Genomic DNA, 20,721 nt, shown 5'->3' with positions numbered 1-20,721 from the left:
ATGGACACCGCCCCGCTGCCCGACCTGTTCGATGCCGAGCACCAGGCGCTGCAAGCCGCGCGCGCGGCGTACGACGCCCATGAAGTCGCATATGGAGCCAGTGGCGCCCATGGCATGTGCGCCACCGCGCCGGCGGTGCCCTGCCGCCAGGCGCTGGGCGACCTGCTGGCCGTGTACGAGCGGCTGCTGCGCGAAACGCGGCGGCTGGTGCGGCGCAGCGACCGGGCCGAGCTGGAAATGAACCAGCTCAACCTGCGCCTGCAGGACCTGGCCGCCCAGCTGGAGTACCGCGCCACGCACGACTCGCTGACCGACGTGCTCAACCGGGCCGCCATCATCGAGCTGGTGAACCGCCACTTCGTGCGCCACGACCTCGCGCTGATCGTGCTGGACATCGACCACTTCAAGCGCATCAACGACAGCTTCGGCCACCCCATGGGCGACCGCGTGATCCAGGGCGTGGTGAACTGCCTGAAGGCCGAGGTGCCGCACGCCGCGCAGATCGGCCGCGTCGGCGGCGAGGAGTTCACCGTGGTGCTGCCGGGGCAGGACGGCAGCGCCAGCGGCCAGGTGGCGCACGCGCTGCGCCGCGCCATCGAGGCCTACGCCTTCGACCTGCCCGACCGCAGCAGCGTGACCGCCAGCTTCGGCGTGAGCTGGATGCCCTGCGGCGGCAACTTCGACGACGCCTACGGCCTGGCCGACGAGGCGCTGTACGTGGCCAAGCGCGGCGGACGCAACCAGGTGGCGATCGCTGCGAGCCAGGCCCCAGGTCATGGGGCGCACGGCGCACCCGCCACCGCGCACGCCCAGGCCGCATGAGACCCGAGGCAGAGACGGGCCGGCGCTTGCACGGCCGCGCGCCCGACTGGCGCGTGCTGGTGGTGGACGAGGACGAGCGCGTGCACGCCGAAGCGCGCGGCGCGTTGCAGGGGCTTGCGTTGTTCGGACGGCCCGTGGTGCTCGCGCATGCGCGCTCGAACGAGGAGGCACGCGTGCAGGTGCTCGATGCGCCCGACCTGGCCGTCGTCATCCTCGGCGTGGAAACAAGCGGTGCCGCCGTCGATGCCGCGCTGGCACCGACACTGGCGCTCGCGGATTTCATCCGCCACACCGCCGGCCTGCGCAACACGCGCATCGTCCTTCGAACCCATGGCGCCGGCCACGCGCCGTCACCGGACGCGCTGCTGCGCCACGCCATCGACGACTGCCGCACGCCGGCCGAACTCTCGCCAGGCCGCCTGCCGGCCCTGGTGGCCATGGCCGTGCGGTCCTGCATGCAGCTCTGCGCCCACGAGGCCCAGAGCCGCGGACTGGAACACATCGTGCGCTCCAGTGCGTCGCTGCTCGAAGAGGCCGGCCTGCGCGCCTTTGCCCACGGCGTGATCGCGCAGCTCACCGCGCTGCTGGGCGCGCCCGGCGACGTGCTGGTCTGCGCGCCGGGCGTGCCGCCGGTGGGCCCCTACCGGGTGCTGGCGGCGGCCGGCCGCTTCGCGCACCTGGCCGACGTGGCGCTGGACGCCGTGCCCGACGCGCCCGCCGTGGCGCTGCTGCGCCGCGCGCTGGCCTCCGGCGGCAATGTCTATGGCAACGACAGCGCAGGCAGCGAAAGCCGCGAACTGGCCCTGCACATCGGCAGCAAGAACGCGCAGGAGATGGCCGTCTTCATCGACACCGCCGCCTCGCACGGCGCGCCCGACCGGCGGCTGCTGGACGTGTTCTGCGTCAACCTCGGCACGCTGCTGCACAGCCGCGGCCTGCTGGAGCGCATGCATGACTCGGCCTACTACGACCCGCTCGTGCGCCTGCCCAACCGCACCCGCTTCGTCGAGAAGGTCGACGACTGCGCGCGCCAGGGCATGCGCGACCACATCCTGGCGCTGGTCGACATCGACGACTTCAGCGCCACCAACGACGTGATGGGCCACCGCTTCGGCGACCGCCTGCTGGAAACCGTGGCGCGCCGCCTGGCCGACGCCGTGCCCACCGGCGTGCTGCTGGCCCGCCTGGGCGCCGACACCTTCGGCGTGCTCGGGCCCGTGCGGCAGGTGTCGCCGCAGCAGCTGCTGGACTGCATGCGCCAGCCGCTGGCCGTCGACGGCGTGCCGCACAAGGTCTCGCTGACCTGCGGCTACGTGCTGCTGCCCGAAGACGCGCAGGCCGGCGTCGACCTGGTGAAGGACGCCACCATTGCCCTGAAGCGCGCCAAGCGCGACCACCGCGGCCAGCACCTGCAGTACTCGGCCCACATGGGCACCGAGGCGCGCGCCCGCGCGCTGCTGCTGTCCGACCTGCGCGCGGCCATCGACAACGCGCAGCTGTTTTTGGTGTACCAGCCGCAGCTCAACCTGAACACCCGCGCGCTGGTGGGCCTGGAGGCGCTGGTGCGCTGGCGCGCGGACGACGGCAGCCTCATACCGCCGGACCGATTCATTCCCGTGGCCGAGCATTCGGGGCTGATCGTGGCGCTGGGCCAATGGGTGCTGTACACGGCCTGCCTGACCATGCGCGAGCTGCTCGACGCCGACCGCGCGCCGCTGCGCATGGCCGTGAACGTGTCGACCGTGCAGCTGCAGGACCCCGGCTTCTTCGAGACCGTGCGTACCACGCTGTCGAACACCGGGCTGCAGGGCCATCACCTGGAGCTGGAGATCACCGAGTCGGTCGCCGCGCTGCCCACGCAGCTGCTGGAGTCCACGCTGGCGGCCTTGCGCGCCGAGGGCATTTCCATTGCCATCGACGACTTCGGCACCGGCTATTCGTCGCTGAGCTACCTGGAGCGGCTGCCGCTGGACCGCATCAAGATCGACGGCACCTTCGTGCGCCGGCTTGGCGAGGCACAGGGCGCGCGCATCGCCGAGATGGTGGCGCAGTTGGGCCGCAAGCTCGGGCTGCATGTGCTGGCCGAAGGCATCGAGGACGCGACCGCCTGGCAGGCGCTGCTGGCCATGGACTGCGACGAAGGCCAGGGCTATTTCATCGCGCCGCCGATGGACAGGAGCAGCCTTTTTCAATGGCTGCGCGAGCGGGCGGAAACGCAGCGGCGGGAGCGGCCCTTGCCTGGGGTTTCGAGCCTGCCGGGGTTTCCCGCCCTGCCCGGCCTGTCGAGCCTGCCGGGCCACGCATAGCCGCAGCCCCCGGGCAGGCCTTCGCCGCTACACCACCCGCGAGAAGCGCCCCGCGCTCTCGCGGCAGTACCGGTCGAACACCATCGCCACGGCCCGCACCAGGAACCAGCCCTGCGGCGTCACCTCCACATCGTGGTCCGACAGCCGCACCAGCCCCTGCGCCACCAGCGGCCCGAGCGCCGCGAACTCCGGCGCGAAGCGATGGCGAAAGTCCACCGCGTGGGCCTGGCCCATCGCATCGAAGTCCACGCGCCCGCGGCACATCAGCGCCATGATCACGTCGCGCCGCAGCAGGTCGTCGCGCGACAGCGCCAGCCCGCGCACCACCGGCAGGCGCTGCTGGTCTAGCAGGTCGTAGTACGCGTCCAGCGTCTTCGCGTTCTGGCTGTAGGTCGCGCCCACCCGGCCGATGGCCGACACGCCCAGCGCCACCAGGTCGCCTTCGGGCTGCGAGCTGTAACCCTGGAAGTCGCGGTGCAGCCGGCCCTGCCGCTTGGCCACCGCCAGCGGATCGGCGGGCAGCGCGAAGTGGTCCATGCCGATGTACACGTAGCCCGCGTCCGCCAGCACCTCGATGGCGCGCGCCAGCATGCGCACCCGCGCGGGCGCGTCGGGCAGCTCGTCGGCCAGGATGCGCCGCTGCGGCTTGAAGCGCTCGGGCAGGTGCGCGTAGGCGTACAGCGCGATGCGGTCGGGCCGCAGCGCGCACAGCTGCGACAGCGTGCGCTCGAAGGACGCATCGTTCTGCCGCGGCAGCCCGTAGATCAGGTCCACGTTGACCGACCTGAAGCCCAGCGCGCGCGCCGACGCCATCAGCGCGAACACCTGCCCGGCGGGCTGCACGCGGTGCACGGCGCGTTGCACCTCGGGGTCGAAGTCCTGCACGCCGAAGCTCAGGCGGTTGAAGCCCAGCTCGGCCAGGTGCGCGAGGCGCGCGGCATCGACGGTGCGCGGATCGATCTCGATGGAGCGCTCGCCGCCGGGCGCGAAGCCGAAGGTGTCGCGCAGCATCGCCATCAGCTCGCCGAGCTCGCCGTCGTCGAGAAACGTAGGCGAGCCGCCGCCCAGGTGAACCTGGCCCAGCGCCCGTGCGGGGCCGAGCAGCGCGGCCTGCATCGCCGCCTCGCGCGCCAGGTAGCCGAGGTACCGGCGCGCCTTGTCGCGGCGCCGCGTGACGACCTTGTTGCAGGCGCAGTAGTAGCACACCGATTCGCAGAACGGAATGTGCACGTACAGCGAGAGCGGCGCGGCCTGCGTGCCCTGCGCGCGCCGCAGGCGCAGCGCCTGCACGTGGTCGTCGGCGCCAAAGGCCTCGACGAAGCGGTCGGCCGTGGGGTACGAGGTGTAGCGCGGGCCGGGCACGTCGAAGGCGCGCAGCAGATCGATGGGGAGCGGGGGCTGCGAAAGGGTGTGGGGTTGGGGGTGGGGGTGGGACTGGCGCTGGGCGTGGCCGGAGATCGATGCGACGGGCATGGCACGAGGCTAAGCGCGCGCGGCGCCGCGCGGCTTGATATGGCTCAAGGCTTCGCGCGCACCGCCTGCCTAAGCTGGCGCATCGCATTCCAAAAGGAGTCTTCATTCATGTTCAAGCACATCCTCGTCGCCACCGACGGTTCCACGCTTTCGAAGAAGGCGGTCGAGGCCGCGGTGGCGCTGGCGGCAGGCCATCGCGCCGAACTGGTGGCGCTGACCGTGGTGCCGCGCTACCCGCAGAGCTACCTCGAGGGCGCCATGGCTTTCGAGGCAGACGAGGTCGCGCGCATCGAGCAGCAGTGGGCCGACAAGGCGCAGGCCCTGCTCGACACCGTGCGAGAAGACGCGCAGGCCCGCGGCGTGCAGGTGCAGACCGCGCGCATCAGCTCCGACCTGGTGGCCGAATCGATCATCGCGGCCGCGCGCAAGCACGGCAGCGACCTGATCGTGATGGCCTCGCACGGGCGCAAGGGGCTCGAGCGGTTGCTGCTGGGCAGCGAGACGCAGCATGTGCTGACGCACTCGGCGTTGCCGGTGCTGGTGTTGCGCTGAAGGCGCGTCGGTGCGTCAGCGCGTATCGCTCGCGCCCATGCCATCTGTGTCGCCCGTACCACCGAGGCGATAGGCACCGGGCGCCACGCCGACCACCCGTCGGAAGGTGCTGGCCAGGTGGCTCTGGCTGCTGAAGCCGCATTGCAGCGCGATCTCGACCAGGCTCACGCGCGATCCGCGCAGCAGCGACTGGGCGCGCTCGATCCGCGCGGCGAGCACGTATTGGTGCGGCGGCATGCCGAACGCGCGCTTGAACCATCGTGCGAACGAATAGACATCGAGCTGAACGAAGGCTGCCATGTCCGCCAGCGACAGGCGCTCGTGCTGTTGCTCCAGGATGAACTGCCGAATGCGCCGCCGCCTCGCATCAGCGGCGCCAGGGTTCTCCACTGGCAGCCGCGGGTCGGCCGCGAAGCGTCTGCGCAGATGGGCGGCCAGCGCCAGCGCGATGCTCTGGCCATAGAGCGGTCCGCACGGATAGCCCTCCCGTACGTCATTTGCCAGCGCCTGCGCGGCCTGCCATACAAGACCATCGGTGAGGCCGCTGCCGGGTATCAATTCCACGGCGCCCGCGCCTTTCGCGGGAAACACCGATTGCAGGAAGCCCGGCGCCAGCCCGAGCACCAGCGAGCGCGATCGGCCCCTCGAATGTCCGCTGTAGGGCAGGCCTGCCGGAAAAATGCCGAAGCTGCCCGGCGCGAAATCGCCGTTGACCGGCCGATGTCCCGACCAATGGATGTGCGTCGACGACAGCGGCTCCAGGTTGAGCATCACGCCATGCTGGAACAGCACGGTCTCGGGCAGTTCGCCGCCGGCGCTTTCCCATTGCTCCAGCATCAGGTCCGGCCACATGCCGTGATCATGCAAGGTGACGGCGGCGGGTTCGAACTTTGCGCGTGAGGCGCTTGTCGTATCGAATCGCTCGGCGGAGGTCTGCACGAGGGAACCTTTCGTGAAATGGCGCCGGGGGAACAGGCGCAAGGCGCGTAGTTTCCCCACTTCCGGTGCGAATCGACTACAGGTTTGCCCGCACCCTGCCGGCCTCGGCGTCCGGGGCACGTCCGTGCCTGCAAGATTCTGAAAAGCCCGCTGTTTCCTGGAAGCCGCTGCCGCAGCCCGTCCCTAGCATCGCGCCGTCAGTCAAACAACGGAGACAAGATGAGCGACACGAAACGATGGAGCGCGCATGCGATGCTGGCCGCGCTGTGCATGGGTGCAGGCATGGTGCTGACGGCATGTGGGGGCGGCAGCGACGGCGGCACGGCCTTCAGCGCCCTTCCCCCAGTCGCGACGGCACCACCCGCGACTTCCACGCCACCGGAGACCCCAAGCATCGGCACCCTCCACGTCAGGTCCAACCGGGCGGACCTGGTCAGCGGCGGCGATGCCCTGGTCGAGATTGTTCCCGCGACGGGCGTCGACCCCGCCGCGCTTCGCATCGATGCAGGCGGCACCGACCTCACGGCCGCCTTCGCGACGCGGGCCGACGGCCGCTTCATGGGCCTGGTGACCGGCCTTGCGGAAGGTGCGAACCTGCTCACCGCGCGCCTCCCCGGTGGCGGCGCATCGTCACTGAAGATCACCAACCACTCGAACGGCGGGCGCATCCTGTACGGTCCGCAGCTGAACCCCTGGGGCTGCGACGCCGGTGCCGTGGATGCGGACTGCAACCGGCCGGTCTCGTACGGCTTCAAGTACGTGTCGAGCAACCCGTCCGTCAACGGCTTCCAACCCTACGATCCCGAGCATCCACCCGGCGACATCGCGACCACCACGACCGAAGCGGGCAAGACCGTGCCCTTCATCGTGCGCATCGAGACCGGCGTGCAGGACCGCGACTACTACGACATTGCCGTGCTGTTCGACCCCGCGCAGCCCTGGACGCCCTGGAAGCCGCAAGACCGCTGGAACCGCAAGCTGGTGATCCAGCACGGCTCGGGCTGCGGCAATGCGTACCAGCAGTCCAACGCCCTCACCTCCGTACGCGTGCTCGACCGCTACGCGCTCTCGCGCGGGTTCGCGGTGCTGGCACTGTCGCTGAACGACTCGGGCCACAACTGCAACATCGCGGTGCAGGCCGAAGCCACGATGATGGCCAAGGAACACATCGCCGAGACGTACGGCGAATTGCGCTACACCTTCGGCTTCGGTTCGTCGGGCGGGGCGATCGCGCAGCAGTGGATGGCCAATGCCTATCCGGGTCTGTACAACGGCATCATCGTCGGCGCTTCGTTCCCCGATGCAGGTTCCACGCTCAACGAAGTGGAAGACTGCGCGCTGCTCAAGAACTACTTCGGCAAGACCGCCACCGCGTGGTCGCCGGCGCAGCAGGCAGCAGCCTCTGGCCACCTGAACACGGCCGTGTGCGCTGAATGGATCGACGTCTACAAGTTCAACAACAACCTCAACCCGTACGCCACCAACATCGCCAATGTTCCCGGCACCTCGCCGACCGCGCTGGGCGGTTGCGACGCGCCGGACAGCGCGCGCTACAACGCCACCTTCAACCCGACGGGCGTGCGTTGCACTGCAGCGGACTCCGCCATCTCGATCTACGGGAAACGCCCCGACGGTTTCGCCAACCGCGCGTATTCCAACGTCGGCCTGCAGTACGGCTTGGCGGCGCTGAAGGCGGGGACCATCTCCGCGGCTCAGTTCGTCGACCTCAACGCGAGCATCGGATCGCACACGATCGACTACGAACTCCAGGCGCCACGGGTGGCGGCAGACCCGGGTGCGATCGACGCCGCGTACCGCTCCGGCATGGTGAACGAGGCCAACGGCATGGGGCGCGTGGCCGTCATCGACATGCGCTCGCTCGACGTGACCGGCATTCACCACCAGCACCGGTCATGGACGATGCGCGCGCGGCTCGACCGTGCCAACGGCACGCACGCCAACCAGGCCATCTGGTACCAAGCCGGCAGCCAGAGCGAGGCCTACGACGTCATGGACACCTGGCTGGAAGCCATCGAGCGCGACAACGGCGCGGCGACGCCCGAGCAGAAGGTGATTGCCCACCGCCCCGCGAGCGCCAACGACCGGTGCGGCACGGCGGACGGCACCGGCCTCACGATGCTCCAGTGCACCGGCCTGGCCGACGGCTCCACGCGCATGGCCGCGGGGGAGGACATCGCGGGCGACGTGGTGGAGTGCCGGCTTGGGTCGCTGGACCGCGCCAGCTACGCACCGACCGTCTTTACTGACGCGGAATGGACGAAGCTGTCGACCACCTTTCCGACCGGCACATGCGACTTCGCGCAGGCGGGCAAGGGCCAGCAGCCCACGCAGCTCTGGCAGACCTACCTCGACGTGCTCGGCAAGGTCGTGGTGGGCGGCATGCCGTTGCCTGCAGCACCCTAGGCGGGCGAATGCCGGACATGGGCCGGCGCATCGCATCCAAGGAATCGCGAAATGTGGTGCCCGCTCAACCAACTTCGCGACAGAACCGATGGATGGCCGCGCAAGCGGCAGCCAGCGACGCGCTGTCCAGCGCATAAGCAATCCGAAAATAAGGCGCCAGTCCGAAAGCACTGCCCTGAACGACGGCGACATTCGCCTCTTCGAGCAACGCGCCGGCAACGTCTTCATCGCCTTGCAGCAACGTGCCCGCGGCCGTCCTCTTCCCGAGCAAGCCTTCGCACGAGACGAAGGCATAGAACGCGCCGGACGGCTTTTCGCACTTCAGCCCCGGCGCCTCGTTCAGCGACGCGACGAGAAAGTCGCGCCGCTGCTCGAAGGTGGCCCGCGACCGCGCGATGAATTCCTGCGGCCCGTTCAGCGCCGCGAGCGCCGCGTGCTGCGAGACCGAACTGGCGCCCGAGGTCTGCTGGCCCTGCAATTTCTCCATGGCATCGAGCAGCCAACGCGGGCCCGTGGCGAAGCCGATGCGCCAGCCGGTCATGGCGTAGGCCTTCGACACGCCGTTCATCGTCAGCGTGCGGTGCGCGATGCGCGGCTCGGCTTGCGCCAGGGTGTGGAATGCCAGGCCGTCGAAGACCAGGTGCTCGTAGATGTCGTCCGCCAGCACCAGCACGTGCGGGTGGCGCAGCAGCACCTCGGCAAGGGCGCGCAGTTCCGCGAGCGCATACACGGCGCCGGTCGGGTTGCTGGGGGAATTCAGGATCAGCCAGCGCGTGCGCGGCGTGATGGCCCGGTGCAGCGCGTCGGGCGTCAGCTTGAAACCCGTGTCGCTGCCGCAATGGACCGTGACCGGCCTGGCACCGCAGAGCTGCACGATCTCGGGGTAGCTCACCCAGTAGGGCGCCGGCACGATCACCTCGTCGCCTTCGTTCAGCGTCGCCGCGAGCGCATTGAAGATCACCTGCTTGCCGCCCGAGCAGACGATGGTGTCCTGCCAGCCCACGTCGAGCCCGTTCTCGCGCCGGAACTTCTGCGCGACGGCCTCCCTGAGCGGCCGCATGCCCGCGACCTGCGTGTAGCGCGTGTGCCCGGCGCGAATGGCGCTCACCGCCGCATCGCAGATGTGCGTGGGGGTGTCGAAGTCCGGCTCGCCGGCGGAAAGCGAAATGACCGCCGCACCCTCCGCACGTCGCGCCGCCACGCGGTCCATCATCCTGTAGGTGGCCGACGGGCGGGCCGCGGCGAGATGGACGTTCAATCGCTCGATGGGCGAACTCGCGCGGCCGTCGCTCATTGCGCCTTCCTCTGCAGCGTGTGGTAGCCCATGGCCGCGCGCGCTTCGCCCAGCGTCTTGCCCTGTTCGATCTGCGCGCGGATCTGCGACTCGGCGGCTTCGATCTTTCTCGCGAGCGCCGCCACCTCTTGCGCCCGCACGCGCGGCACCACCAGCACGCCGTTGGCGTCCGCCACGACGATGTCCCTGGCGACGACGCGCGCCTTGCCGATGGACACCGGCACGTTCACGCCTTCGACCTGCACGCGGTCCTTGCCGGTGCGCATGAAACGCCCGCGCGTGAACAACGGATAGCGGTCGGCCAGCGCCCGGGACACGTCACGGCAGACGCCGTCGATCACGGTGGCGGCAATCTGCCTGCTGCCCGCGTACTGGGTCATGATGTCGCCCCACACCGTGCAGTCGGTACGCCCGTCGTTGTCGATCACCAGCACATCGCCCGCTGCAACGTCGTCGATGAAGTCGCCGACGGAGCCCGCGGGTGTGCTGGCCGCCACGTACTTCACCGTGAACGCCGGGCCCACGACCACGCCGGCGTAGTTGTCCAGCGGCATGATGCCGAAGCAATGGCCCGGCAGGCCCAGCTTGTCCATCGCGTCCGATACGCCGGGGGTGTCGAGGCCTTCGAACAAGGCCACGAGTTCTTTGTCTTCTTGCTGCATGCGATGTGCTTCCTGTGAGTGTTCTTGCGGTGTGTTGCTGTGTCTTGCGCGCGATGAAAGCCCTAGAGGCCGTGCGCCGCCAGCGTCCTGTCGAGCCAGGCCTGTTCCTTGCGCCCGGTGGCAATTTCCGCCTTGATCGCGTCTTCGGTCCGCGCGGTCTGCGCAATGGCCGCGAGCAGCCGTTCTCCGTCTGCGGGATCGAAGCTGACGACACCGTCTTCGTCGCCCACGACCACGTCGCCCGGGTGCACGACCTGGCCGCCCACGGTCACGTCGCGGTTGGTCGCGCCGGGGCCCAGCTTGTAGGGCCCGCGGTGGGTGTTGCTGCGCGCGTAGCAGGGAAAGTCGGCCTCGAAGAACGCGCGCACGTCGCGGATCGCGCCATCGATCACGAAGCCAGCGCAGCCGCGTTGCAGCGCGTACAGCATGATGAGTTCACCGACCAGCGCGTTGTTCGGATCGCCGCCGCCGTCGATGACGAGCACGTGCCCTGGCTCGATTTCTTTCAGCGCGCGGTAGATGAGCAGGTTGTCTCCCGGCCGCGCCTTGATGGTGTAGGCCGTGCCGACGAGCTTGCGCGCACGGTTGAAGCGCTGCAGGCCACCGATGCCGGACATGCGCCGCAGGTTGTCGCTGATGTGCGGCGTGACGACAGACGCCAGCGCGTCGGTCAGCGCCTTGGGCGCCAGCGTGGGAACCGGCCCCAGGTCGGAGTTCGGGTGGGTCAAGGTTGTTCTCGCAAAGTCTTTAAAGGGAAGATGAAGCTTGCTGCATGGGCCTGCATGGGTTCAGGCCGCCAACGGTTCACTTCGCGCCCGCGTAGCTTTCCATCGGCAGGTCGTTGGGGCTCTGCCAGAGCTGCTGCAGCGTGGCCGGCGGCTCCATGTTCAGCCGCACATTGCGCGGTGGAATGGGCTGGCTGTACCACTTGTTCCACAGCGCCTTCATCTCCCCGGAGCGCATCATTTCGCGAATGGTCTCGTCGGCCAGCGACTTCAGGGGCGTGTCGTCCTTGCTCATCATGATGGCCAGGGGCTCGGTGTTCAGCACCTCGCCCACGACGGCGAAATCGGCCGGGTTGCGCGAGTTCGCGATGGATGCGTTGAGCAGGCCCGCGTCGATCACCCATGCGTCGGCCTTGCCCGACTCGAGGATCAGGAAGCTCTCGGCGTGGTCCTTGCCCAGGACCTCGTTGATCTTCAACCCGGCCGCGCGGCTGTTGCGCCGCAGGTGCTGCACCGAGGTCGTGCCCGTGGTCGCGACCACGGTCTTGCCGTCGAGGTCCTTGATCGAGCGGATGTTCGACGACGCCCGCACCGCCATGCGCACCTCTTCGATGTAGGTGGTCAGTGCGAAGGCGACGTCCTGCTGGCGGGCCTGGTTGTTGGTGGTCGAGCCGCACTCCAGGTCGACCGAGCCGTTCTTCACCAGCGGCACCCGGTTCTGCGAGGTGACGACCTGGTAGCGGACCTCGAGCTTCGGCAGGTTCAGCCGCTTGCGGATGGCGCCGACGATCTGCTGGCAGATGTCGACCTGGAAGCCCACGGCCTGGCTGCTGCCGAGCACATAGGACATCGGCAGCGAGCTGTCCCGCACGCCGAGGGTGACGACGCCCGTGCTCCGGATGCGCTCCAGGGTCTGGGCGGAGGCGTCGACCGAGGCTGCCGCCAGCGCCAGCATGGCCGCCAGGAGGGTTGCGATGGTCTTCATGATTGGCGTTCTTCCATCACGGCCGCAAAGTTCCTGTCGTGCATGGCCTCGGCCACTGACTGGCCCGCGCGCACCCGCGACACCATGCCGGCCTGCTTCGCGGCGGTGCGCTGCGCGATGTCGAGCACCTCGTCGATGCGCGCGGCCGGCACGAACACCGAGCCGCAGCGGTCGGCGATGACGAAGTCGTCCTGCGCCACCCTGACGCCCGCGACGACCACGGGCTCTCCCGAGCCCGTCTGCACCAGGCGGTTGCGCGCGCTGACCATGGTGACGCCGCGGCCGTACACCGGGTAGCCGATCTGCTCGCTGCCTTCGATGTCGCGGCTGAAGCCGTCGATCACGGTGCCGCGGATGTGCTTCATGGCCGCGGCGTTGGCGACGATGTCGCCCCAGCACGAAACCCCCTCGATGCCGCCGGCGATGACGAGGATGCGGTCGTCGCCCACGCTCTGCGCAATCACGCTGGTGATCGGGTGCACCGTGAGCCCGCTGTCGGCCTGCTTGGGCGCGAGCTGGATGGTGGACGCGCGCCCGACGATCTTCGGGCACTGCCACAGCGGGCGCAGCCCGAGCGTCGCGCCGGGCAGTTCGAGGAAGTCCAGCGCGTCGGACACGGTGTTGGTGTCGAGCTCGACGAGGCGCGAAAGGCGTTGGGCGTCGGTGTTGGCAGTGGTCATGAGATGAATGGGGTCCGGTGGGGTTCAGTTGGTGACGTGGATGCTCGATTGCCTGGCGATCGCGCGGTACAGCTGCACCTCCGTCTTGATGAGCGAGGCGAACGCCTCGCTGCCGGAGCCGACGGCCTCCAGGCCCTTGTCGTCCATGCCGGAGACGAACTTCGGGTCTGCTGCGATTTGCCGGGCGGCCGATTCGAGCTTGCCGGCGACAGGCTCTGGCAGGCCCTTGGGCGCCCACAGCCCGTACCAGGTGTAGAACTCGAGGCCTTCGATGCCGGCCTCCTGGGTCGTCGGAATCTCGGGCGCCGAACGCAGCCGGCGCTTGCCGGTGACCGCCAGCGCCTTGACGCGGCCCGCCTTGGCCAGGGGCACCGCCGTGACCGCGGGATCGAACATGGCGGACACCTGGCCCCCCATCAGGTCGTTGAGCGCGGGGGCGTTTCCCTTGTAGGGAACGATCAGCAAATCGACCTTCACGATGCGGTTGAACAGCTCTTCGGCCAGGTGGCTGGCCGAGCCGATGACGGAGGTGGCAAAGCTGACTTCCTTCGGCCTGGCGCGGGCCAGCTGGGCGAAATCCAGCAGCGACTTCACGGGCAAGGCGGGGCTCACCATGAGGACCAGCGGGCTCCTGGCCACCTGGCTGATGGCGGTGAAGTCTTCGAGCGCCCGGTAGGGTGCCTTGTCGAAGACCTCGGGGTTGATGACGTGCGCCGACGGGTTGAACAGCAGCGTGTAGCCGTCCGGCCTGGCGCGCATGACATCGACGGTGCCGATGTTTCCGGACGCGCCGGGCTTGTTGTCGACGACCACCGGCTGGCCCAGCTTTTCCGCCAGCAAGATCGCGAACGGCCGGGCGACCATGTCGGCCGCGCCGCCCGCGGGGTAGGGAACCACCAGACGGATGGGTTTGTCCGGGTAGCTGGTGTCCTCTGCCGCGTGGGCGCTGCCGGAGATGGCGAGGAACAGGAACAGGAAAAGGAAGCACAGCATCGCCACGCCGCGCCGCAACCGGGTGCCCGGCCACGGGCTGAGCAGGCTTGCCGGTTCGATTGGCAGCAGCCGGGGCGACCCGGACTGCCCCGCGGCGGTGACCATCGTTGCGTCGTTCATTGCGTTCACTCAGGTGGGAGTGAGGCGATGTTCCCGGGGCCCGCGCGATACGTCTATTCGCAAAATAGGAAGACTTTGATACGCTTGACCTATCAATGATCAACTTCCGCCTGCTCAAGCACCTGTACCTCTTCTCGGTGGTCGCGGAAGAACGGCACTTCCGTCGCGCGGCCGCCCGGCTGGGCATGTCCCAGCCGCCGCTGACCGAGCAGATCCAGGTGCTGGAGGCGGCGCTGAAGGTGAAGCTGTTCGAGCGCTCCAGCAGGGGCGTTCAGCTCACCGCGGAGGGCGCGGCCATTCTCCCGGCCGTGCAGCGGCTGGTGCTGCAGATGGACCGCGTCGAGGTCGCGGTGCAGGAGGCCTTGCTGGGCCGGGGCCGCATGGTCACCATCGGCGCCATCACCACGGCAATGGCCAGCCCGTTGCCCGCCGTGATCGAAAAGCTGAAGGCCGAAGTACCCGACGCGAGCATCTCGGTCGTCGAGATCGACAGCGCCGAGGCCCTGGTGGCGCTGGAAGAAGGCGTGATCGACGTGGCCTTCGCGCGCATCGAAGGCGGCGCGCAGCAGGGCATCGATGCGCTGCCGTTGCTCACGGAGCGGCTCGGCGTGGCCCTGCCGCGATGGCACGCGCTGGCCGCGCGGGAGGTCGTTTCGCTGCACGACCTCGCGGGCGAGGAATTCATCATGTTCCCGAGGGCGGTGAGCCCGACGTTTTTCGACGGCATCATCGCCGCCTGCCGCTCGCATGGCTTCACGCCGCGCATCCTGCATGAAGCCCGCTCGGTCACCTCGCAGATCGCGATGGTGGGCTGCAGCCAGGGCATTGCGCTGGTGCCGCTGGGGCTGCAGAACCTGGGCGGCGAGCGGGTCGCCGTGAAGCCGTTGAAGGAGCAGGTCGACATCGTCACCATCGCGGTCGCATGGAGCGCCAGGACGCAGGACCCGATGGTCCAGCGCATCGTCGCCATCGCCACTTCGACCGCGACCTCGACCTCGGCCTCGACCTCGACCGCTACCTCCACCTCGATGGAAATGGGTCAGCCGCCGGCGTCCTGAGGCGCGAACCACCCGCCGGCCGAGCGCCCCTGGTCGGGCCCCAGCATCGAGTAGCCGCCATCGACCGGAATGTCGGCCCCGGTCACGAAGCGCGCGGCGTCCGAGCACAGGAAGAGCACCACCTGCGCCACGTCGTCGCCGTCGCCCACGCGGCCCAGCGGATGCATCGGCGTGCCGACGCGGTCGGCCAGCGCGCGGTCGCCGCCGGCCATGCGCGAGAGCGCGTCCGACCAGGTCCAGCCCGGCGACACCGAGTTCACCCGCACGCCGCGCGGCGCCAGGGTGGCGGCCTGGTTGCGCGTGAGCTGCAGGATGGCGGCCTTGGCCGCCGGGTACAGCGCCCTGCCCGCCGCGCCGAACTTGCCGCCCACGCTGCCCATGTTCACGATGCCGCCGCGCTGCGCGGCGAGCGCGTCGGCGGTCTTCTGCACCAGCATCGCGCCGGAAACGAGGTTGACGTTCAGCGCGGCCAGCCATTCGCCGCGCGCGGCGTCCAGCCCGCCGTCGCCGTAGACCACGGCGTTGTTGACGAGGAAGTCGATGCGGCCCTCGGTGCGCAACGCCTCTGCCACCAGCGCGTCGAGCGCGTCGTCGGAGGCGATGTCGCAGGCCGCGAAGCGGCAGCGCGCGCCCAGCTCGGCCGCCAGCGCCTGGCCGCGCGGCAGGTCGATATCCACCGCGATCACCCGGGCGCCCGCCTGCACGAAGGCGCGGACGATGGCGCTGCCCAGCATGGCGGCCGCGCCGGTGACGACGGCGACCTTGTCTTGCATGTTCATTGCGTACCCTTCATTTGCGCGACGGCGTCTTCGACCTGAATCACGTCCGCGAGCATGGCCAGATTCTCCAGGCTGGCCGCATGAAGGTGCGCCTGCGCGGTGTTGCAGGCGTCGGCCACCACGGCCACGCTGTAGCCCAGGTCGCTCGCGTGCCGCGCGCCGTGCTCGACCACGTGGTTGGTCGCAATGCCCGCCACGTACAGCCGGCCCGCGCCGGTGGCGCGCACCGCCTCGTCGAGCCCGCTCTGCCAGAAGGGGTTGTTGCGCTTGTGGGTGACCACGGCCTCGCCCGGCAGCGGCGCCAGCTCGCTGAAGAATTCCGCGCCCCAGCTGCCCTCCTGCACCGCGCCGGTCTCGGCCACGCGGCGGAACAGCGTGCAGTTGCGCAGGCAGTCCGCGTAGTCCGGCGCGAAGGCGATGCGCACGAAGATCACCGGCACGCCGTTGGCGCGCGCCGCCGCGATCAGCCGCGCTGCGGAGGCGATGAGGCGCGGGCGCGCCGGGTCGTCGGCGGCCACGCCCACGCGCACCTTGCCGTCGGCGTGCAGCACGTCGTTCTGGTAGTGCATGGCCAGCAGCGCGGCCTTCACATGAACACCTGCAGGGCTTCGTGCGGCGCGTCGCAGTTGACGAGATCGATGCGCTTGGTCTGGATGAGAAAGCCCTCTTCGTGCTTTCGCAGCGTGTGCAGCACGCTGCCGCCGAAGACGCGCTGCTCGGTCTTGCGCCACTCCAGCAGCATGAAGGTGGAGCGCACCACGCAGCCCGCCTCGTCGCGCGATTCGAGGCCGATGTTGCCCAGCACATGCACGGTGCGCGTCACCGGCTGCTGCGAGTAGGCCCGCGCCTGGTCGAGCCGCCGCGCGCGCATCGAGCGCAGCAGCGCGTCTTCGCAGAACAGCGAGGCATGGTTGAGGTGGTCGGCCTGCCCGTGCACCAGCGGCACCCAGTACAGGCCGTCGGGCGTGAAGAGCTTCTGCCACTCGTCCCAGCGGTGCTCGTCGAGCAGGCGCGCCTCGTGGTGCAGGAACTGCGTGATGTGCTGCTGCTCTTGCCAGTCGGTGAAGTTCATGCCTTGTCTCCCGCTTGCACATGCGCATCCGCGTCCACGTTCGCGCCCATGTAAGACGCCCACGCCGCGAACATGTTGCGCGACGGCATCTCGCTGTTGCCGTTGGAGGCGCGGCCGCCCGGCAGCGGCTGGTCGCGGCCGGCCGCGCGGTGCATGCTCACCCAGTCGCCGCCGTCGGAGCCCAGGCCTTCCTGCACACGGTTGTAGGCCTCCAGGTCGTCGGGCATCACGTTGGACGAGGGCGAGTTGACGATGTTGGTGTACTTCAGCGTGCGCTGGAAGGTGGCCTCCGGCGCGCCCTTCAGCCGGAAGCTGAAGATCTCGACCAGCGTGCGGTCCACCGACAGCGGCCGTATCACGCGAATCTGCTGGAACGAGGTGTGCGGCGAGCAGCTCGGGTACACGATGGTGTTGTGGCGGTTCACGCGCAGGATGGCATCGGCGCGCTCGGCGCCTTGCGCGGCCTCCAGCGACGCCACGTAGGCCAGGCTCACCGGGTCGGTCGGCGGCACGAAGATGCCTTCCATGAAGCCGTGGCCGTTGTCGTAGCCCTTCAACTCCAGCTTCTCCCAGAAATCGAGCGGCTCGCCGTTGCCGTCGACGATCACCACCTCGAAGGGCTTGGGCGTGCCGGCGGGCATGGCCGCGTACTCTTCCTTGGCGGCGCGCCACGACGACTCGTGCGTGGCCACGGCGTGGATGGTGTCGTGCAGGTTCTCGAAGAAGATCTTCCAGTTGTTGCGCTGGATCACGCGCTGCACGCCGCCGGCCACTTCCACTTCGCCGTCGGGCGCGCGGTCGCAGAAGTTGTCGAGCGAGGTGGCCACGCCGCCCAGGAAGTCTTTCAGCGCCGGCCCCTCCTTCGACAGGCTCGCGAACACGAAGCCGCGGTGCGTGGCCACGCGCGCCACCTTGCGCACGCCGTACTGCGGGTCTTTCAGGTCGAGCGCGGTGTCTTCGTAGCCGCTGCGCAGCGGCACCGACAGCAGGCTGCCGTCGCACTTGAAGGTCCAGCCGTGGTACAGGCAGCGCAGGAACTTGCCGGCGCTGCCGCTGCCGTCGGGCACGATCTTCGCGCCCTTGTGCGGGCAGCGGTTGAACAGCACGTGCACCTCCCCGTCGGTGTGCCGCAGCATCACCACGGGCTCGCGGCCCAGGCGGGTGGTGAAGTAGTCGCCGGGGTTGGGCACCTGGCTCTCGTGGCCGACGTAGAGCCAGGCCTGGCCGAAGACGCGGTCCATTTCCAGCTCGAAGATGGCGGGGTCGGTGTAGACGCGCTTGTGCACGCGGTCGGGCTGCACCAGCGCCTGGACGTCGATCGGGGCCGCGGAGGCGACCGGAACAATGGGGATCACATGGGTTATCGGATTCACGGGATTCATGGGGGTAGGTCTCCTGAAGCGTCGTCAGATGTCGAGCACCAGCTGCGGCGTCTTCGCGCGCGACACGCAGGTGCAGATGGTCTTGCCGTCCGCCTTCTCGCGCGGACTCAGGTTGTGGTCGCGGTGGTCGGGCACGCCCTGCACCACGTCGACGGCGCACACGCCGCAGTCGCCCTGGCGGCAGTCGTACAGCGGATCGAGCCCGGCGGCGATGAGCACGTCGAGCAGGCTTTGTTCGGGCGCCACCGTCAGCGTCTTGCCCGAGCGCAGCGTGCGCACCTCGAAGGGCGCGTCGCCGGACTGCTCGAGCGCACCCGCGAAGAGCTCGAAGTGCACGTGGTCGTCGGGCCAGCGCAGCGTTCGGGCGGTGTCGACCACCGCCTGCACCATGCCGCGCGGGCCGCACACATGCAGGTGGCGCCCCGGCACCGGCGAAGCGAGCACCGCGCGCAGGTCGAGCCCGCGCGACGGGTCGCCGCCGTCGTGCACCAGCGTGCCGCCGAGCGCGCGCACCTCGTCGATGTAGGCCGTGGCCTGTTCGCTGCGCGTGGCGTAGAAGAAGTCGAAGGCCCGGCCTTCAGCGGCCAGTGCGCGCGCCATGCAGAGCAGCGGCGTGATGCCGATGCCGCCCGCGACCAACAAGGGCGCGGCGCTGCCCGTGTGCAGCGCGAAGTCGTTGCGCGGCGCGTGCGCGCGCAGCTGGGCGCCCTGCACCAGCTGGTGCATCCAGGCGGAGCCGCCCGCGCCCTGCGGTTCGTGCAGCACCGCGATCTCGCAGCGGTCCGATCCGTCGTGCGGCTTCGCGAGCGAGTACGCGCGCTGGCCGCTGCGACCGTTCGGCTGCATCACCTGCACGCTCAGATGCGCGCCGGGCGTGAACGGCGGCAAGGGCGCGCCGCTGGCGCTGCGCAGCACGAAGGCCTTGATGGCCGGCGTGAGCGCGGTCACCGCGTGCACGACCAACTCCAGCTGCAGATCCAGATTCAGTTCCGGCATGTCGCCCGCGCCGTGCATCCGAGCGGCAGCGCGGGGTCGGCGATGGTCAGCGCGGTCGACTTCGCCCAGCGCGGCATCAGCGTGTTCGATGCCAGCGTTTCGTCCACCAGCTTGCGCGCGGTCTCAGCGCCGGCCACAGGCAGGCCCTTGGCGTCGAGCAGGCCGATCTGCACCAGCACGCTGGCCTGGTCCCAGTAGATGTGCTCGTGGTACAGCTTGTCGCCACGGAACTTGACGATGGCCACCAGCGGAATTTCCACCGCCTTGCCGGTGGGCGCGATGCCCGGCAGCATCCAGTCGACTTCCACCGTGTGGGTGAAGCAGAACAGCATTTCGTCGACGATCTGCGTGGCGCCCACGGTGCGCGAGATGGGCGTGAGCCGCGTGTCGGGCGGCGTGGTCGGAATGAAGTGGTGCTTGTAGAAGCGCGACAGCTCCTTCGCGCCCACGCCGCCGGTCATTGTCGGGATGTGGTTGACGTAGGGCTCGCTCACCATCGTGCCCATGGTCGCGACCACGTCGCGCGTGGCGAACTCGTACTCGCAGTGCTTGTCCCACAGCGCCGACAGGTCGTACACCGGACCGATCGCTTCCTTGAACAGCGCCATGGAGCGCTGGTGCGCCATGAGCGTGGAGGGCTTGTCGAAGTGCTCGCCGCCGGTGCGCGCGAAAGCATGGTCGACGCCGGGGTACACGTACATCTGCGCACCCGGCTTGCCTGGGGTGTTGGCAAAGGCTTCCAGCACCTGCGCGCGTGCTTCGGGCGGGCAGAACGGGTCGAGCTCGGCGAAGTGCAAGGCGATGGGGCACTCGATGCGCGGCACCAGGTCGAGCGCGCCCTCGATGCCCACGCCGTAGTAGCCCACGGCCGCGTCCACGCCCGAGTGCGCGGCCGCCATGTAGGCCAGCTTGCCGCCCAGGCAGAAGCCCAGCGCGCCCACCTTGCCGGTGCAGGCCGGGTGCGCGCGCAGCGCCTTCACGCTGGCCGTGACGTCGGCGATGCCGGCGGCCAGGTCGAACTTCTGGAAGAAACCGAAGGCGCGCTGCCACTCCTCGGGCGAATAGCCCAGGTCGACGTTCGGCTCCTGGCGCCAGAACAGGTCGGGCGCGAGCACCACGTAGCCCTCTTCGGCATAGAGGTCGGCCACTTCGCGCACGTAGTCGTTGATGCCGAAGATTTCCTGGCACAGCACGATGCCGGGGCCACGGCCCGAGGCCGGCAGGGCCAGGTAGCCACGGAAGGTGCCGGTGCCATCGCCGGCGGGAATGTCGATGGAATTCTTGCTGTGGTCGCTCATCGGGTGTCTCTGGAGTGGTGGGGTTCGGCGGCGATTCTGTGGACCGGCCCGCGCCCCTGTCTGTCCATTTCGTGCAGCCGGCGGTGCTGCACGAAATGGATAGCCGCGCGCCGGCGCGGCCCACAGACTGCGGCCTGTTTCGCCCGACCGGCCCATTCCTT

General features: G+C 69.3%; 19 protein-coding genes. 5 read left to right on the top strand and 14 right to left on the bottom strand.

Translation table 11 applies throughout. The features are described 5' to 3' along the window. The gene (locus tag AB6807_RS36770; protein ID WP_371088443.1) at positions 1-822 is read left to right on the top strand and encodes a GGDEF domain-containing protein; all 822 of its coding nucleotides are present in this window, start codon (positions 1-3) and stop codon (positions 820-822) included. After that, positions 819-3,128: a putative bifunctional diguanylate cyclase/phosphodiesterase gene (locus AB6807_RS36765; RefSeq protein WP_371088442.1), complete on the top strand. Its 2,310-nt coding sequence runs from the start codon at positions 819-821 to the stop codon at positions 3,126-3,128. Before AB6807_RS36770 ends, AB6807_RS36765 begins: the two co-directional genes overlap by 4 nt. Positions 3,129-3,155: 27 nt before the next feature. On the opposite strand, the gene hemN is transcribed toward AB6807_RS36765, so the two are convergent. Further along, complete coding sequence (hemN, locus tag AB6807_RS36760) at positions 3,156-4,601, bottom strand: oxygen-independent coproporphyrinogen III oxidase (protein ID WP_371088441.1); 1,446 nt, start codon at positions 4,599-4,601, stop codon at positions 3,156-3,158. 108 nt (positions 4,602-4,709) lie between these two features. Between hemN and AB6807_RS36755 the strand changes: the two genes are divergently transcribed. Next, positions 4,710-5,153 carry a universal stress protein gene (locus AB6807_RS36755; protein WP_116913711.1) on the top strand — a complete coding sequence of 148 codons (444 nt, stop codon included), beginning with the start codon at positions 4,710-4,712 and terminating at the stop codon, positions 5,151-5,153. A 15-nt stretch (positions 5,154-5,168) separates the two neighbouring features. On the opposite strand, the gene AB6807_RS36750 is transcribed toward AB6807_RS36755, so the two are convergent. Beyond that, the gene (locus AB6807_RS36750) at positions 5,169-6,092 is read right to left on the bottom strand and encodes a helix-turn-helix transcriptional regulator (RefSeq protein WP_371088440.1); all 924 of its coding nucleotides are present in this window, start codon (positions 6,090-6,092) and stop codon (positions 5,169-5,171) included. Between the two features lie 219 nt (positions 6,093-6,311). On the opposite strand from AB6807_RS36750, the gene AB6807_RS36745 reads away from it, so the two are divergent. Beyond that, positions 6,312-8,516, top strand: coding sequence for a DUF6351 family protein (locus AB6807_RS36745; protein WP_371088439.1), 2,205 nt, complete (start codon positions 6,312-6,314; stop codon positions 8,514-8,516). A gap of 64 nt (positions 8,517-8,580) precedes the next feature. Here the strand turns inward: AB6807_RS36745 and AB6807_RS36740 are convergent, their stop codons facing one another. From AB6807_RS36740 to AB6807_RS36715, 6 genes are all read right to left on the bottom strand, one after another. Beyond that, positions 8,581-9,810, bottom strand: coding sequence for a pyridoxal phosphate-dependent aminotransferase (locus AB6807_RS36740; protein ID WP_371088438.1), 1,230 nt, complete (start codon positions 9,808-9,810; stop codon positions 8,581-8,583). After that, on the bottom strand, positions 9,807-10,472 hold the full coding sequence (locus AB6807_RS36735) for an RraA family protein (protein WP_371088437.1): 666 nt from the start codon (positions 10,470-10,472) through the stop codon (positions 9,807-9,809). Before AB6807_RS36735 ends, AB6807_RS36740 begins: the two co-directional genes overlap by 4 nt. Positions 10,473-10,534: 62 nt before the next feature. Continuing rightward, positions 10,535-11,200 (bottom strand): RraA family protein, encoded by a 666-nt coding sequence (locus tag AB6807_RS36730; RefSeq protein WP_371088436.1) that lies wholly within the window; start codon positions 11,198-11,200, stop codon positions 10,535-10,537. A gap of 76 nt (positions 11,201-11,276) precedes the next feature. Continuing rightward, positions 11,277-12,182 carry an amino acid ABC transporter substrate-binding protein gene (locus tag AB6807_RS36725; protein ID WP_371088435.1) on the bottom strand — a complete coding sequence of 302 codons (906 nt, stop codon included), beginning with the start codon at positions 12,180-12,182 and terminating at the stop codon, positions 11,277-11,279. Continuing rightward, complete coding sequence (locus AB6807_RS36720; protein WP_371088434.1) at positions 12,179-12,862, bottom strand: RraA family protein; 684 nt, start codon at positions 12,860-12,862, stop codon at positions 12,179-12,181. Before AB6807_RS36720 ends, AB6807_RS36725 begins: the two co-directional genes overlap by 4 nt. Positions 12,863-12,886: 24 nt before the next feature. Next, complete coding sequence (locus AB6807_RS36715; protein WP_371088433.1) at positions 12,887-13,975, bottom strand: Bug family tripartite tricarboxylate transporter substrate binding protein; 1,089 nt, start codon at positions 13,973-13,975, stop codon at positions 12,887-12,889. 95 nt (positions 13,976-14,070) lie between these two features. On the opposite strand from AB6807_RS36715, the gene AB6807_RS36710 reads away from it, so the two are divergent. Beyond that, a complete protein-coding gene (locus AB6807_RS36710; RefSeq protein WP_371088432.1) occupies positions 14,071-15,033 on the top strand; it encodes a LysR family transcriptional regulator in 963 nt (320 codons plus the stop codon). On the opposite strand, the gene AB6807_RS36705 is transcribed toward AB6807_RS36710, so the two are convergent. Genes AB6807_RS36705 through AB6807_RS36680 form a run of 6 tightly spaced genes read right to left on the bottom strand, consistent with a single transcriptional unit; the run spans position 15,015 to position 20,560 of the window. Continuing rightward, entirely contained in the window at positions 15,015-15,812 is a 798-nt protein-coding gene (locus tag AB6807_RS36705) for an SDR family oxidoreductase (RefSeq protein WP_371088431.1), read from the bottom strand. The genes AB6807_RS36710 and AB6807_RS36705 overlap by 19 nt on opposite strands. Beyond that, positions 15,809-16,402, bottom strand: coding sequence for a cysteine hydrolase family protein (locus tag AB6807_RS36700; protein WP_371088430.1), 594 nt, complete (start codon positions 16,400-16,402; stop codon positions 15,809-15,811). Before AB6807_RS36700 ends, AB6807_RS36705 begins: the two co-directional genes overlap by 4 nt. Continuing rightward, positions 16,399-16,884: an aromatic-ring-hydroxylating dioxygenase subunit beta gene (locus AB6807_RS36695; protein ID WP_371088429.1), complete on the bottom strand. Its 486-nt coding sequence runs from the start codon at positions 16,882-16,884 to the stop codon at positions 16,399-16,401. The genes AB6807_RS36700 and AB6807_RS36695 overlap by 4 nt, the downstream gene beginning before the upstream one ends. Continuing rightward, on the bottom strand, positions 16,881-18,266 hold the full coding sequence (locus tag AB6807_RS36690; protein ID WP_371088428.1) for an aromatic ring-hydroxylating dioxygenase subunit alpha: 1,386 nt from the start codon (positions 18,264-18,266) through the stop codon (positions 16,881-16,883). The genes AB6807_RS36695 and AB6807_RS36690 overlap by 4 nt, the downstream gene beginning before the upstream one ends. Positions 18,267-18,290: 24 nt before the next feature. Beyond that, positions 18,291-19,280: a 2Fe-2S iron-sulfur cluster-binding protein gene (locus AB6807_RS36685; RefSeq protein WP_371088427.1), complete on the bottom strand. Its 990-nt coding sequence runs from the start codon at positions 19,278-19,280 to the stop codon at positions 18,291-18,293. Next, positions 19,250-20,560 carry a dienelactone hydrolase family protein gene (locus AB6807_RS36680; RefSeq protein ID WP_371088426.1) on the bottom strand — a complete coding sequence of 437 codons (1,311 nt, stop codon included), beginning with the start codon at positions 20,558-20,560 and terminating at the stop codon, positions 19,250-19,252. Before AB6807_RS36680 ends, AB6807_RS36685 begins: the two co-directional genes overlap by 31 nt. Between the last annotated feature and the right edge of the window lie 161 nt (positions 20,561-20,721).

It is taken from the genome of Variovorax sp. RCC_210, assembly GCF_041355175.1.
In the GTDB taxonomy this organism is placed as follows: domain Bacteria; phylum Pseudomonadota; class Gammaproteobacteria; order Burkholderiales; family Burkholderiaceae_C; genus Variovorax.
This window is presented reverse-complemented; position numbering and strand designations above follow the sequence as displayed.